General features: G+C 65.5%; 12 protein-coding genes. 9 read left to right on the forward strand and 3 right to left on the reverse strand.

Going from position 1 to position 13,696, the window contains the following annotated elements; all coding sequences use genetic code 11:
* Positions 1–36 precede the first annotated feature (36 nt).
* Positions 37–765: a hypothetical protein gene (locus LP52_RS27395; protein WP_169775383.1), complete on the forward strand. Its 729-nt coding sequence runs from the start codon at positions 37–39 to the stop codon at positions 763–765.
* 434 nt (positions 766–1,199) lie between these two features.
* Here LP52_RS27395 and LP52_RS18145 read toward each other — a convergent pair whose 3' ends face one another.
* The 3 genes from LP52_RS18145 to LP52_RS27400 form a co-directional block, all read right to left on the reverse strand.
* The gene (locus tag LP52_RS18145; protein WP_157036377.1) at positions 1,200–1,802 is read right to left on the reverse strand and encodes a hypothetical protein; all 603 of its coding nucleotides are present in this window, start codon (positions 1,800–1,802) and stop codon (positions 1,200–1,202) included.
* On the reverse strand, positions 1,799–2,299 hold the full coding sequence (locus tag LP52_RS18150; RefSeq protein WP_040275232.1) for a hypothetical protein: 501 nt from the start codon (positions 2,297–2,299) through the stop codon (positions 1,799–1,801). Before LP52_RS18150 ends, LP52_RS18145 begins: the two co-directional genes overlap by 4 nt.
* A gap of 182 nt (positions 2,300–2,481) precedes the next feature.
* Positions 2,482–2,709 (reverse strand): hypothetical protein, encoded by a 228-nt coding sequence (locus LP52_RS27400; protein ID WP_157036378.1) that lies wholly within the window; start codon positions 2,707–2,709, stop codon positions 2,482–2,484.
* Between the two features lie 537 nt (positions 2,710–3,246).
* On the opposite strand from LP52_RS27400, the gene LP52_RS18155 reads away from it, so the two are divergent.
* From LP52_RS18155 to mads5, 8 genes are all read left to right on the forward strand, one after another.
* Positions 3,247–4,143, forward strand: coding sequence for a phosphotransferase (locus LP52_RS18155; RefSeq protein WP_157036379.1), 897 nt, complete (start codon positions 3,247–3,249; stop codon positions 4,141–4,143).
* Between the two features lie 95 nt (positions 4,144–4,238).
* The gene (locus tag LP52_RS18160; RefSeq protein WP_202966137.1) at positions 4,239–5,414 is read left to right on the forward strand and encodes a methionine adenosyltransferase; all 1,176 of its coding nucleotides are present in this window, start codon (positions 4,239–4,241) and stop codon (positions 5,412–5,414) included.
* Positions 5,414–6,340 carry an aminoglycoside phosphotransferase family protein gene (locus LP52_RS18165; RefSeq protein WP_040275235.1) on the forward strand — a complete coding sequence of 309 codons (927 nt, stop codon included), beginning with the start codon at positions 5,414–5,416 and terminating at the stop codon, positions 6,338–6,340. The genes LP52_RS18160 and LP52_RS18165 overlap by 1 nt, the downstream gene beginning before the upstream one ends.
* Before the next feature lie 129 nt (positions 6,341–6,469).
* Entirely contained in the window at positions 6,470–7,762 is a 1,293-nt protein-coding gene (serS, locus tag LP52_RS18170) for a serine--tRNA ligase (protein WP_040275236.1), read from the forward strand.
* Between the two features lie 4 nt (positions 7,763–7,766).
* On the forward strand, positions 7,767–8,786 hold the full coding sequence (locus tag LP52_RS18175; RefSeq protein WP_040275237.1) for a glycosyltransferase: 1,020 nt from the start codon (positions 7,767–7,769) through the stop codon (positions 8,784–8,786).
* Positions 8,783–9,784, forward strand: a complete 1,002-nt coding sequence (locus LP52_RS18180) for a hypothetical protein (RefSeq protein ID WP_157036380.1) — start codon at positions 8,783–8,785, stop codon at positions 9,782–9,784. Before LP52_RS18175 ends, LP52_RS18180 begins: the two co-directional genes overlap by 4 nt.
* 411 nt (positions 9,785–10,195) lie before the next feature.
* Positions 10,196–12,292, forward strand: a complete 2,097-nt coding sequence (gene mads2, locus LP52_RS18185) for a methylation-associated defense system DNA methyltransferase MAD2 (protein ID WP_202966138.1) — start codon at positions 10,196–10,198, stop codon at positions 12,290–12,292.
* Positions 12,289–13,695 carry a methylation-associated defense system restriction endonuclease subunit S MAD5 gene (gene mads5, locus LP52_RS18190; RefSeq protein ID WP_040275239.1) on the forward strand — a complete coding sequence of 469 codons (1,407 nt, stop codon included), beginning with the start codon at positions 12,289–12,291 and terminating at the stop codon, positions 13,693–13,695. Before mads2 ends, mads5 begins: the two co-directional genes overlap by 4 nt.
* The last annotated feature ends 1 nt before the right edge of the window (position 13,696 follow it).

The following is a 13,696-nucleotide window of genomic DNA, read 5'->3' on the forward strand; positions in this document are numbered from 1 at the left end:
GACACAGCGACCACCTCCTACCGCTAAGTTCACCTCATGCGTCGTGCAGAAGAAGCCGCCACCCCTCCCACGGCTCTCGACTGGTGGGGGCTCGTTATCGATGCGGCAGCGTCTGTCGCGTCGATCGTCGCTCTCATAGTCGCCGCTCTGGCAGTCCGATACGCCTGGGCCGATAGGCCACGTGCTGTGTGGCGTTTCGACGTCGACCGCGACCACTGGCGGGAACGGACGAGCGAATCCTCGAAGGTGAGGGTGGAGGAGTTAATCAGCACTCGCGATGAGCAACTAGTCATGGTCGATGTCTTCGCCGAGGGAACAGCGCTAATGCGCAGCGTCCATGTCCGGATCAAGGGGGCGGAGTTACTCGAAGGCAGCAGCAACCTTAAGCAAAACATCATGACCCGTGGATCCTCGCCGGTCACCTGCCTCTTAGCGATCCCTGACGCCGAGCAGCAGCAAAGCTATGTCGAAGTTCTCTGGGCCACCCGACGCCCGCTGCGGCACCACGGACAACGTCTGAACCTAAGCACTGAAGAATACGAGACGTGGCGATGGCACTGGTGGCCGGCTCCTCTCCGCTTGACGGCAAAAGGAAGGTGGCGGTGGCTGAAGCTTTGGACCGTGCGAAGGAGCACGAGAAAGGGAACCTGGGTCACTGGCCGGAAGACGCCCCGCGACACCATCTACCAGGCCGAAGAGCGTCGCTACATCCGCCTGGGCACGTCCCCGAACTCCAAAACCCGTACAGAGTCCGAGCGGCCATGACATTGTGTGAGGGGTAAGGACACCGCGGGGACGGTGGCCACTTCGCGCCGACGGTGGAGGCGGCTCCACCAAAGCGGCGCCGCGCCCTACCAGATTGTTAGCGGTAGAACTCTAGGAGTTCCGCCTGTCGGCGTCGCGCGACGTGCGGTCGGCGTAAACCCCGTGTGCGGGGTTCCCCGGCGTCGTACGCCCCGTAGGCGTGGCGGAGGTCGTCGTCGAGGGTGACGACAACGGTTTCCGGGGTGGGGCGGGCGGCCGTCGACGACACGAACCGCCGCCCCGCCAATCCCTCCACCCCGACACCGGCCGCACGGCACAACATGTCCGCCGGCACCTCCAACGGGCCCCGGCCGTCCACTCCCGACCCTCGGCCTCGACCGCCAGCTCCGCGGTGTCGCCCACCACCAGCGACACCACGGACACATCCCGCCCACTCACCGAGCCTCCCCCACCAGATGCACCCGTATATCACGCATCGGGATCGTCCGGAGCAAACAATCCGTCCTCGTTATGGACGCCCCACAGGAACCAATTGGCGTCCCTGAAATATACGCAGACATCGTTCTCCGGAAGATCTCCCTGATGATCCCACCAGTAGAACCGAACAGCCTGCCCCGGAGGGAGTACCGGGACGCCCCCTCTCCCACCTCGGTGTCTCCGTCGCGGACAAAACAAAATACGCCTGTCTTCCCGGCCGCCGCTCCGATATCCCTGATTCGCTCGCCGCTCTTGTTCGATAGCTCAAACACGAGATCGGGGCGCCACCGGCTCCTCACGTCCCCCAACAACCGCGCACTATGGAACGGTCTGTAATCGTCCGCGGGGACGCCAGGAAGCTTGTGGAACGCGACTGTTTCGGCCTGCGCCCGCATCTCTCGGATCTCCGATTCGTAGAACCGCTCAAGTTCCTTCTTCAAAACCCGGTTCTGCAAAGTCAACGCGTGACCTTGCTTCCTCAGCAGCAGTAGCCCGGCAGTGAACGTTCCCACTGTGCCGATCGCTGCTGCCCAGTCCGGCACTGTCCCCCACACGCTCACGCCGCCACCCGCTTCCCGAACCTGGCGAACCAGTTCTCCACCGCGACCAATGTGTTCCCCACGTCGCGGCCAGCAAGATGTTCCCAGTACACGTCCTTGCCGTGCTCTTGGTTTGGGTTATCCGCTGGTGGCAGTTCCTGCTTCCAGGTGACTGCTCCCCACCGGGACGGCCAGTGCGCCGGCCATGCCATGCCGTTGTGTCGGTTGATCGCTATGGCCCGTTGGTGGCCACACCGGTTCCGCGCGTAGCGCACGCCGAGCATCAATCGACCGTCCCGGTCCTGGTCTCGCCGGGACTTGTACCAGTCGGCGTATTCCTTGCGGTACTCCTCATCGACGCTGATCGCCCACCAAAGGGCCTCCGTGACGGGGACAAGCGCACCTACATCGGTGCCGTCGTGCTTGGATACCTCTTCCCTGTAGCGGACGACGGCTCCATTAAACCCGGACAGGGCGAGTTCGAGCCGGTTGTCGTGGGTGTCATCGGTGGGGGTCATGACGCCATTCTTCCTTCGCCGAGGCACTCACGCTGCAGGTCCTGATACTCCTCCGGAGGTACAACATAAGCACACCTCGCCGACTCCTCCCCACCCCGCCGCAACAGACTCGGGAACCCGCGCTCAGGACAACCCACGGGGATCGGGAACGTCGACCGGACCGGGGCCACCGCCCAGGCCGCTCAGTGGTGCACGTCGAGCAGGTCGAGGCCGGCGTCCTCGCCGCCCTCGTCCGGCTCGAGCAGCTCCATATGCCCGTCGGGCAGGTGCCACCGCAGCCATCCGTAGAACCCGTCATCGTCCGGCGGGACGCGGCCCGGGGTGACGCGGGCGAACACCCGGCCGTCGTCGGTGCGGTGGGGGCAGGCGAAGGGCTGCTGTTGATGTGCAGCCGGGCCGGGTGGTCGCATTCCACGCAGGCCCCGGCCTCGAACCGCGGCGGGGACGTGGGCGGGGTTGAGTCGGGGTCGGTGGTCATGGGATGTCCTGGTGAGGGCAGACGGCCAGGCGCTGGTGGAGAAGCTCGTCGGCCCACCGTTGGTGGGTCACGAGTTCCATCCGGTAGCCGCTTCGTTTCGCCCGGTCGATGTCGCGCTGGCGGGTGCAGAATACGCGCCAGGCCTGTTCTTCGGTGGCGACGGTGTGTTCTCCGCCGGTGGTGGTGGAGAAGGCGACGGGGCATCCGCAGGGGGCGAAACTGACATTGATCGTTTAGCTCTATCCATCCCTGGTCAGCGTCGCCTGCTCGGTTTGCCCTCGGGGGCGGCTCCTCGGGCACCAGCCAAAGATTCCGCTGGCCCTGCGCCCTTGCTCCTCCTGACGTGCGGTTTCCGCCTTATGCGCAGCATGGGACGTATAGACACACGTTGGGGCATTCATATAGATTCCAGGTTGCTTCAAGTGGAGATACGGCTTTACACGGGGGTGTCGGTTTGGCGGTGACCCGCATGGACCGCCTTCGAATTACCGATTCACCAGCGCCGATCCCGTACAGGCACCCGTCCTTCATCCCGGTGAGCAGCAAGCGCTTCTCCTATACGTGTGCGTCTGCCGATGGCACCCGCTTTCTCAAGGTTTACCGGAGGATCGTCCCTGGAGAGCGCCGCCTTCGCGAAGCTCATGCAGTGACAGCGGCCCGGTCGCTCGGGATCGAAACCTCGCGGGTCATCGCTACCGGAACCGACGCCTCTGGCGCGTGGACGATCTTCGAGCGCGTCGCCGGACTACCAGGGACGCTTCGGAACCCCCACGAGCTCATGGAGTTCGTCGAGCGGGTTCTTGCGCTGCGCCAGTCACTTGACTCAGCGACCAGGCCCTTCGCATCAGGACAGGGGTGGATGGATGAGCACGGCACCGGGAGGTCGCACAGCACCTTCCTCATGGGCCAACTGTCGGCGCAGGCGCGCTTACTTCCGTGGTGGAGCTTCCTCGCGGCGGAGTTGCGGACGGTCGACTCGCGCCGAAGCGCCTATCTCCATGGCGATGTGAAACCGGAGCACTTCTTGGCAGGGCCCGACCGCGTCGCCGTTGTCGACTGGGAGGCGTGCGCCAGGGGGCCGGCGGCCGTCGACTTCGCCGATGCCGCCTTCCACGCATTACGGGACCTCGCCTACACGCACTCCGGCAAGTCTGTCCCCTTCTCGGTCCTGGCCCGCCTACCAACCACCACAGCGGTTCTGGCGTGGCGCATCGCCCTATGGCTCGACCGTCGCCGCCCCGGCGATCTCATGCGGATCACCGCACACGACCTTTCCAACATCGTCAGCGCCCCCGACGCCGAATCGGCGCTTCGCCGCGCGTTGAACATCGTCGTCACCGCGCGGGACGGCGGTGTACCCCGATGACCCCGGCGAGAGGAACAGCAGGAGTGCACCGCGTCGACACAGGGCTCGGCACCAGTCGCCTTGCCATCGAAAAGGCAGTCCCCCAACCGGGCCTGATGAGCATTGTGGAGCGCAAGGGCCGCGGCCATCCCGACACCCTCGCCGATCACCTCGCCGAAGAACTCTCCCGCACCTACAGCGCCCACACTCTCCGCCGGTTCGGCGCCGTGCTGCACCACAACTTCGACAAACTGGCGCTGCTCGGCGGCGCCAGCGAGGTCCGCTACGGCTCGGGACGCATGACCGCACCGGTGACCGTTCTAGTCAACGGCCGTGCGGCCCACTCCTGCGGGCGCGAGGCCATCGCAGTCGAGGAACTGGTCGAATCCGTGGTGCGCCGATTCTTCGACGAACGCCTGCCGGCTCTTGCCCAGCATCTGCGCATCGTCTTCAACATCACGGAGAACCCCAGCCCCGGCGCGGTCATCACCGACGACGGCGATTGTGAGCGCGGACGGTGGTTCGCCCCACGCAGCACTGACGATCTGCGCGAGCGTCGCACCCTGCTGGCCAACGACACCTCGCTGGGAACCGGCTGGGCACCCGAGGCAGACATGGAAGGTCTGGTCCGCCTGTTGGCCGACACCTTCTCCGAGGCTGGCAGGTTCGCCAGTGCCCATCCCTGGTGCGGCAGCGACGTGAAGGTGATGGGCTACTTCGACGGGGCCGCGGGCGACATCGTCCTGTGCGTCCCGCAGAAGTCCCCGTACGTGGACAGCCGCGCCGCCTACCTGGCCAACACGGAAGCCGTGCTGGCCGAGTGCCATCGCCTGGCGCGACTGCGCATGCCTGAGGTCCCCCTCGACATCCGCCTCAACGCCCGCGACCTCCCCGAACGCGACGAGCTCTACCTCACCTACACCGGCAGCTCGATCGAATCCGGCGACGAAGGCGTGGTGGGCCGCGGCAACCGAGTGAACGGACTGATCACCCCACTACGGCCGATGAACATCGAAGGCGCCAACGGCAAGAACCCCGTCTACCACGTGGGTAAGCTCTACAATCTGGCCGCCACCCGTCTGGCCCGCCGACTGCATGAGGAGACCGGCGACTACGCCGAAGTCCACCTGGTCAGTACCACCGGCCAGCGCCTGGACCGTCCCCGTATCCTCGTCCGCTTGGCCTCAGCACACGCCCAGCACGACAAGATCCAGGCATTGGTCACCGAGATGCTGGAGGGCTTTCCTGCGCTGACCGAGGAACTCGTCACCGACGGAGTCGAGCTGAGCTGATGGCCCCGGATTCTCTTCCCCCTGCTCCTGCTGGGGCCCGGACGCGGCTGCGCAACCACTATGGGGGCGCGGTCACCGGCTGGCTGGATGCGGCCCCCGAACTGCTGGCAAAGGCGGCACGACGGTGGGGTCTGACTGTGCTCGGCTACCACGACGCCGGCCACGCCTCGCTGATCGCCACTGGCACCGCGGCCGATGGCCAGCGGGTGGTCCTCAAGGCCTGGCCCGAGGTCGCCCGCTATCGCGCGGAAACCGCCGCGCTGGCCTTGTGGGACGACGCTCCGGCAGTGGACACCGTCGCCACCGCCGACGACATAGCGGTGGCCGCCCTGGCCCAGGTCGGAGGCCGACCAGGCGGGAATACACGCCCGGCCCAGAGCTGTGAGCTTCCGCGGGTCGCGGCGGCTCTGCATCGCGTGCACAGCGTCGGTCGGCTGCAGGACCAACTCGCGGAATTCGCCACACTCAGCGACTACATCGCCGGCGTCGTCCGCCCGCGCATCCACCGACGCCGCGATCTCGCGGGCAAGCATGGATACCGCTGGCATCTGTGGGCCGGCGAGGCAGCGCTGCCATACGTGCGCCAGGAGGAACAGCGTGTGACACTCCTGCACGCCGACCTGTATCAGGAGAACACCCTCATTGATGACCGAGCTGAACCGGTGTTCATCGATCCGCTGCCGACGGTGGGCGACGCCGTCTTCGACTGGGCTTTCTGGGTCGTCTACTACACCCTCGGCGCTGGCACCATTGAGCGCTTGCAGTTGGCGGTAACAACAGCCGGCATCGACACCGCCGACTTGCTGCCGTGGTGTCGGATGCTGTGCCTGGACGGGCTCCTCTACTACGTGGACACCAAAGACGCGCGCGCCCCGATCATCGCCGAGGTGTTGGAGCTGCTGGAGAACGGAGAGCGACAGCAGTGAGCTCCGGGGAGGTCCGCAGCCACCATTGTGCGGAAGCTACAGCGGCGGCGGCGCTATCGTCGGAGAGCGACCGCACCGCTCTGCTGCTCGTCGGGCCGGTGCCCACACCACTGGAGGAGAACGAATCCGATGCATGATGCCCGCGCGCTGATCGACATGGGTGAAGACGCCGTCCAGAAGCTCGCCCGCCGCGGCTACAAGCTGGATCTGTCTGCATTGGAGAGCCTCCAGTCCCGCCGCAACCACAGCATCCACACCGCCGACGAACTGCGCGCCGAATCCAAGCAGGTGGCTAAGCAGGTCGGCGAGACCGCCCGTTCGGGCGGCGATGCCGGCGAGCTAAAGGAGCGCGCCCGCAGGCTCAAGGAGGAGATCCGGGATCTAGAGACCGCCCAGGAGGACCTCGACCGCGAACTGCGCGATTTCCTGCTCCAAATCCCCAACATCCCGCTGGATGCGGCCCCCGAGGGCGACTCCGAAGACTTCGCCGTCGAACTGCGCAAGGTCGGAACCCCGCCGGCCTTCGACTTCGCAGCGAAGGATCACGTCGATCTCGGCGAGGCCATGGGCATCCTCGACTTCGCCCGCGCCACCAAGCTCTCCGGCCCCCGCTTCAGCGTCGCCCGCGGTATCGGCGCCGCGCTGGAACGCGCCCTGGCCACCCTGTTCCTCGACATCCATACCCGCCGCCACGACTACACCGAATACAGCGTCCCCTACTTGGTCACGGCGCAGACCATGACCGGCACGGGCCAGTTGCCCAAATTCGAAGAGGACTTGTTCAAGACCGGTGTCGCTGACCGGGACCTCTACCTGGTTCCCACCGCCGAGGTGCCGCTGACCAACTTGTTCGCCGAGGAGATCATCGCGCCCAAGGACCTGCCGCTGGCCCTGACCGCCCACACCCCCTGCTTCCGCTCCGAAGCCGGCTCCTACGGCCGCGACACCCGCGGCATCCTCCGACAGCACCAGTTCTCCAAGGTCGAGATGGTGCGCATCTGCGCGGCCGAGGAATCCCAGACGGAGATGGCGCTCATGGTCGGCCACGCCGAGGCCTGCCTGAAGGAGCTGGGCTTGGCCTACCGGGTGGTTGAGCTGGCCGCCGGCGACATGGGTTTCTCCGCCCAGCTCACCCACGATGTCGAGGTGTGGCTGCCCAGCCAGGGCACCTACCGCGAGATCTCCTCGGTCTCCGACTGCGGCACCTTCCAAGCCCGCCGCGCCGGCATCCGCACCCGCGGCGCCGACGGCAAAACCACCCCGGTGGCCACCCTGAACGGCTCCGGGCTGCCTATCGGCCGCACCCTCGCTGCCCTGTTGGAGCAGAACCAGCAGGCCGACGGATCGGTGGCGCTGCCCGAGGCGCTCTTCCCCTATCTCGGATTCCGCCGCATCGCGGCGGATGGCACCCCCCAGGAGTAGCCACGTGCTCGTCGGCGTCTGCGACTTCCCCGGCACCTACGCCTTCCCGCCCCAGGGCTACGGCGGGATCGAGCGGTGGCTGTGGGCCACGGCCCTCGGCGCCCGTGCCGCAGGCGCCGACGTGCACCTTCTCGGCCCGCGCTGGCGCGACGATCTCGGCGACGACTGGCCCATCCACCCGATTCGTCTGGAAGAGACCGCTGCGGGTTCCCACCAGGAGAAGGTCCTGCGTGATACGGGCTATGACCTGCTCATTGTCGGCCATGAGTACCCGTCACTGCCTGCGTGGCGCCGCACGGCCGATCAGCTGGGGTGCGAGGTGGCCACGTTCCAGCACGCACCTGCATTCTCCCACGTTCGCGATGCCTTCGACGGTCACCGCCGACGCCTGTACTGCTACTCGCCTCAGATGATGGGCATCTACCGGGACCACCAACCGATCCAGGAACGTGCCGTGCACGCCGGCGCTGATGAAACCGAGCCGCCGGCTACCCGCGGCACCGACCTGGTGTGGGTCGGCCGCATCGACGCCGAGAAGGCACCCCACGTGGCCGTGCGCGCCGCTCAACTCCTCACGCGCCATATCCGCCTCGTCGGCCCCGTCTTCGATGACACCTACCTGCAACGCCATCGAACCCTGCTGACCGCAGAGCATGTGTCGTGGGCGGGTGAGCTCGGCGGGGCGGCGAAGACGGCCGCGTTCAGCCAAGCGGGAGTGCTCGTCTACACCGGTGCCCGTGACTACATCGAGGCCGGGGCCGCCGTCTTCGGCGAAGCGCTGCGTGCCGGAACCCCGGTGGCAGCCCTTGCGTGGGACAAAGGCACCTGTGCCGACGCGGCCCTGTGCCCGCGGACCGGGGCGGTGAGCACGGTCGATCCCGAAGCCGACGACGAGACCGCCGCCCGCGCGCTGGCCACGGCCATCGAGCAGGCAGAAACGTTGTCACCCACCGAGGTCCAGGAGATCGGCCGACAACGGTTCGATGCCCACGCCCACTTCCAGACGCTTGCCGCCAGGCGATGACGCCCGCCCACGACGTCGGCCGCTTCCCCCACCTGCTGCGCCGCCGACTCGGACCACGCTGGGACATTGCCGCTGACGGTCCCCGTATTCGGGTCGAGCACGCCGACCGGGCCAGCCCGTACCGACCACCCCGCCGGCATCCCACCTGGGACGAACTGCTGGCCACCATCGAAGACGCCTTCGTCCGCCAAGGCGTGGCACGCGACCGCTGCCTCCCTCTGCGGTGGGGACGCGAGACCGACCTAACCATATCCGCAGTCCAAGCCCTCGACCCGCTGCTCAAGGACGGCACCACACGCACCTACCGGCAGGGGTTCATCCCGCAACCGGTTGTGCGCTTCACCGCCCGCCGCGACGCCGCCGGCGAGCTCCGTGACGGCTTCACGACGTCCTTCATCAATGTCTCCCGCGTCGAGCCGATCACGGACATCACCGCCTACATCGACGCCATCGACGGCTGGATCAGCGTGCTCTCGGCCATCGGCCTGCATGCTCGCCACATCTCGATCCTCGGAGACCTGACCGTCTGGCGCCGCGGCGCGGTGTGTGGAACGACGCTGCGCTTCCAGCACGTTGGCGAAACGATCGGGGACATCGTGCTGCTGTGGAACGCCGACGAGCCGACGCGCGCCGCCATCGACCTGGGCTCGGGGCTGGAACGCCTTGCATGGGCGCGTTCCCACCTGCCCTGGACACAGTTGATCTATGGGGGATTCGCCGACTCTGCCCCTTCGGGGGTGTTGGACGCGCTGCGCACCGCCACCTTGCTGCTGGGCCACGGGATCTCCCCGACATCCCGCGGTGCCGGGGCAGCAACCCGACGAGTCCTCGCCACAATCCCCCGAGAGACCGCATCCCCTGGTGTCAGCTCGGTCGTGCGGCACTTCCATGGCTACTGGAACGCCGCGGCGCCCCTGCCGGCAGCCTGGCCCGAGATCACACACCAGATCGAACAGGACAGGCTCGCCAAATCCCGACGTGGCAAGTGGGCCGCCTGAGAATCGAGACTGCTGGCTGGCGCAGGCATCGTTGAGGCGACACGCGCTAGGACGCCCAGACCGGCATCATCGCAGGGCTGCTTAGGAGACTTCGTCGGAGACCCTGCGGATTGCATCGGGGAGTGTGTCGGCGCCCAAGGGCCAGCAGCAGGGTGATAGCGGTGTTGTATTGCCCACGGGCTCTGACGCCCACATGCCCCCCACGCTCCGCCCCTACGCTCTCCGACGTGTGCTCTGTGATGCCGTCCTGCGCCCCGGGGCGGCCGTACCGCCTCCCCAATGGGACTCCGGCTGGTTACCAGGCGGATCGCCCGCCTGACGGGCCATAGGATTCGGTAACACGTGAGTCATACAAGAGATGCCAGTGGCCGATCGTCAGGGGCGAAGGTACGGATGAAGGAGTCGGATCAGTTGAGCTTGGACATCGGTGGACCAGAGGGGGACAGGGCCGCCGAGGATGACGCTATTCACTCCTTGGACGACGAGCACACCATCGACTACATCACCAACAAGCCCGTCAAGCTCAAGGGCAAGGAGGTCGTGCGCCAGCGCATTGCCCGGGCTCTGTTCCACGAATACGGCATCTCGGTCGATGACATGGCGCGCGACTTCCCCATCCCCATCCAGCTTGAGGGGACCCGGCGCGGAACCAAGCGCGCCGATATCGCAATCTTCGCGCCCGAGACGGACCACAGACTGGAAAATCTGCAGCGGGTGGTGATCTGCAAACCAGAGCCGCCCCAGGGCCGGTCGGCGACCAAGCTCCGCACCTTTGACCAGGCACGGCAGGAAATGGAGGAATTGGAAACACTACTGGGCACGGAGACAACCCCGCAGGTCAAGTACGGGTTGTGGACCAATGGGCTGGATTTCTTCTTCCGGGAGAAAAAGTCGGGAAAATTTGGCGCCACGTTCGACGACCGCATCGACTGGCCGTTGGCAGACGACAGTGTCAAGAGCGGCAGCGTCGCCTCCGCTGCTCGGCTGCGACGGGGCGAGCGCGAGATGCTCAAAACAGCCTTCCGCCGCTGCCACAACTATATCCACGGCAACGAGGGCATGCCCAAGGACGCCGCATTCCGACAGTTCCTCTACCTGCTCTTCACTAAGATGCACGATGAGCAGAGCAGCCGACGAGACCATCGCCCTCCGGAGTTCTACGTCCTGCCGAAGGAGCCGTTCACCGAGGAAGGACGCCAAGCGATCCAGGATCGGATCCTGCGGTTGTTCAGTGAGGTCAAGAAGGAGTATCCACTCTTCGACGACAGCGATGTGGTCCAGCTGTCGCCCCGTGCCCTTGCCTTCATCGTCGGCGAGCTCGCCACCTATGACCTGTCGGCCACCGACATGGACGCCAAAGGGATCGCCTATCAGGAGCTGGTGGGAACCAACCTACGGGGAGATCGGGGCCAGTACTTCACGCCCTCGGGAGCCGTGGAGCTCATGGTGCAAATCCTGAATCCCCAGGAAGGCGAGCGTGTCCTGGACCCAGCTTGCGGAACCGGTGGGTTCCTACGGGAGGCGGCGCGTCACCAACTCAATCGCTGGCGGGCGGAAGAGGGAACACTGGGATCGCCCGACACCGAGGAGCAGGTGCTCGCCCATCAGCAACGTCTGGGCGAATACACCGAACAGTGTGTCTTCGGCGCCGACTTCGACCAGTTCCTCGTGCGTGCTACCAAGATGGGCTTGATGGCCTCGACTGGCCGGGCAGGCAACATCTTCCACATGGACTCCTTGGCGTTCCCCGGCGGCCATTATCCCGATGCCGGCGAGGCGCTGCAGCACATACCACTGCCCTCGCGGAAAGATCTCGAAGTCGACGTGGTCATGACCAACCCGCCGTTCGGAACTGACATCAAGATCGAGGACCAGGAGATCCTCCGCCCCTTCCAGGACGGGGTCGCACAGTCGTGGACACGCAACAAAGAGACCGGAGAGCTGGAAGCCGGAGACAAGCCGCTGTCCTCGGCGTCGCCCGAGCAGCTCTTCATCCAGCGGGCCGTGGAGTGGGTGCGCCCGGGAGGCCGGGTGGGCATCGTGCTGCCCAACGGCATCCTCTCCAATCCTGGTCCCAACGACCAGGCGATTCGCCAGTGGATCCTGGACCACTGCTGGGTGCTGGCCAGTGTGGAGCTACCGGTCGAGACCTTCATTGTGGAGGCCAACGTCAACATTCTGACCAGCTTGCTCTTCCTGAAGAAGAAGACGCCCCAAGAGAAGAAGGCATCGATCATGCGGAGCGAGGTCGAAGACTACCCGGTCTTCATGGCCGTAGCCGAGAAGGTCGGTGTGGACCGCAGAGGAAAGGTGGTCTACAAGCGTCGTCCCGACGGTTCACCCATCGTGGAAGACGTAACGGAGAAGGAACGCCTCCGCATCGGCGGCAAGGAAGTGGAACGCACCCTGGTGCGCAAGCAGAAGGTGGTAGACAACGACCTTCCAGAGATCGCGGCCGCTTACCACCGATTCCGCGAACAGTACCCGGAGCCGGGAGCGGCACAGTGAAGATCGCGGACATCCACACCCCCGTCAAGGCTGCTTGGTTGGCCGAACAGGGTCTCCGGTTGGACCCGCGTCCGTATGTCTCCGAAGCGTTCCAGGCCGGTAAGGCTCTGGAGCGCATGCCCGGCACGATGCCGCTGGCCGAGGTGTCCGAACGCATCTTCCATCCTGGTATCTCCAGCCGACACTGGACCACTGACCAAGAGCACGGAGTGCCTTTCCTGGGTAGCGCGGCCATTTTCCAGGCCGACCTGTCCCACGTTCCAATGATCACCAAGGACTCCTTCACCAAGACTCGAGACCTGGCGCTGGAGCCCGGCTGGACACTGATCACTCGCTCTGGAATGTCCGCAGGGCGCATCACCTGCTCGCGGCCGGACATGGACGGCCAGGCGTGCAGCGAACACGTCATGCGGGTGGTGCCCGACACGAATCGGATCCCGGCAGGTTACCTGTACGCCTTCCTAGTCAGTCCCTACGGAAAGCCGATCGTGCAGAGCCGGGTGTACGGCACCAGCATCAAGCATCTTGAAGCTCGCCATGTTGCCGACATTCCGATTCCGCGGTTCGGTGCCGAACTCGAGGATAAGGTCGACGGCCTGATGCAGCAGTCCCTGAAGCTGCGGTCACAGGTTCAGGCGAATCTGGTTAGTGCGACCGAGGATCTGTTTCGGAGTGCAGGGATGGCCGACCTCATCAATTTCAACTGGCATGGTCACCGGCGGGATCTGGATTTCTCGGTCCGAAGTCTTCGGAGTCGTTCGTTTCGCGCACTCAACTATTCGCCCAGGTCTAGGGCGCTGCTGTCACAACTTGGGTCTGTGCCCCATGTCACTCTGGGGGATCTCTGTGCAGGCGGCTTGCTCAGTACAGGGAAACGGTTCAAAAGAGTTGAAGCGACTCCGAAGGAAGGTGTGCGGCTCATCGGCCAGCGCCAGGCGTTCTGGTCACGTCCATACGGCAGGTGGATCAACCCGCTTCAGGCTCCGTCGGATATCCGTCCGCCGGACGAAACCGTCCTAGTGGCTGCACATGGCACCCTCGGAGAGCGCGAAGTATACGGCCGTTCTATCCTAGTCACCGGGAATTGGCTCCAGCACGCCTTTGGTCAAGACTTCCTACGTGTCCGCAGTAAGGATGAGGGCTTCCCTGGGGCTTACTTGTTCGCGTTTTTCCGGTCTGAGGTCGCCTTCCGCATCCTTCGATCGATGAGCGTGGGTGGCAAACAGCAGGAATATCACCCAGAGCTGCTCCGTAGTCTCCCTGTCCCTGAGTGCACTCCCGAGGACCGGCAGCGGATCGCGGACACCGTGCGCCAGGCATATCGGTGGCGCGATGAGGCCGATATGCGGGAGGATGAGGCCTTGTCGCTGGTTGAGGAAGCGGTACGAGAGACGGCGGGATAGC

Origin of the sequence: Streptomonospora alba, assembly GCF_000826685.1 — a bacterium.
Classification (GTDB): Bacteria; Actinomycetota; Actinomycetes; order Streptosporangiales; family Streptosporangiaceae; genus Streptomonospora; species Streptomonospora alba.

Coding starts and splice junctions, on each gene's coding strand:
- LP52_RS27395 (WP_169775383.1), top strand. CDS start 37: ATGCGTCGTGCAGAAGAAGCCGCCACCCCTCCCACGGCTCTCGACTGG.
- LP52_RS18150 (WP_040275232.1), bottom strand. CDS start 2,299: ATGACCCCCACCGATGACACCCACGACAACCGGCTCGAACTCGCCCTG.
- LP52_RS27400 (WP_157036378.1), bottom strand. CDS start 2,709: ATGCGACCACCCGGCCCGGCTGCACATCAACAGCAGCCCTTCGCCTGC.
- LP52_RS18155 (WP_157036379.1), top strand. CDS start 3,247: ATGGACCGCCTTCGAATTACCGATTCACCAGCGCCGATCCCGTACAGG.
- LP52_RS18160 (WP_202966137.1), top strand. CDS start 4,239: ATGAGCATTGTGGAGCGCAAGGGCCGCGGCCATCCCGACACCCTCGCC.
- LP52_RS18165 (WP_040275235.1), top strand. CDS start 5,414: ATGGCCCCGGATTCTCTTCCCCCTGCTCCTGCTGGGGCCCGGACGCGG.
- serS (WP_040275236.1), top strand. CDS start 6,470: ATGCATGATGCCCGCGCGCTGATCGACATGGGTGAAGACGCCGTCCAG.
- LP52_RS18180 (WP_157036380.1), top strand. CDS start 8,783: ATGACGCCCGCCCACGACGTCGGCCGCTTCCCCCACCTGCTGCGCCGC.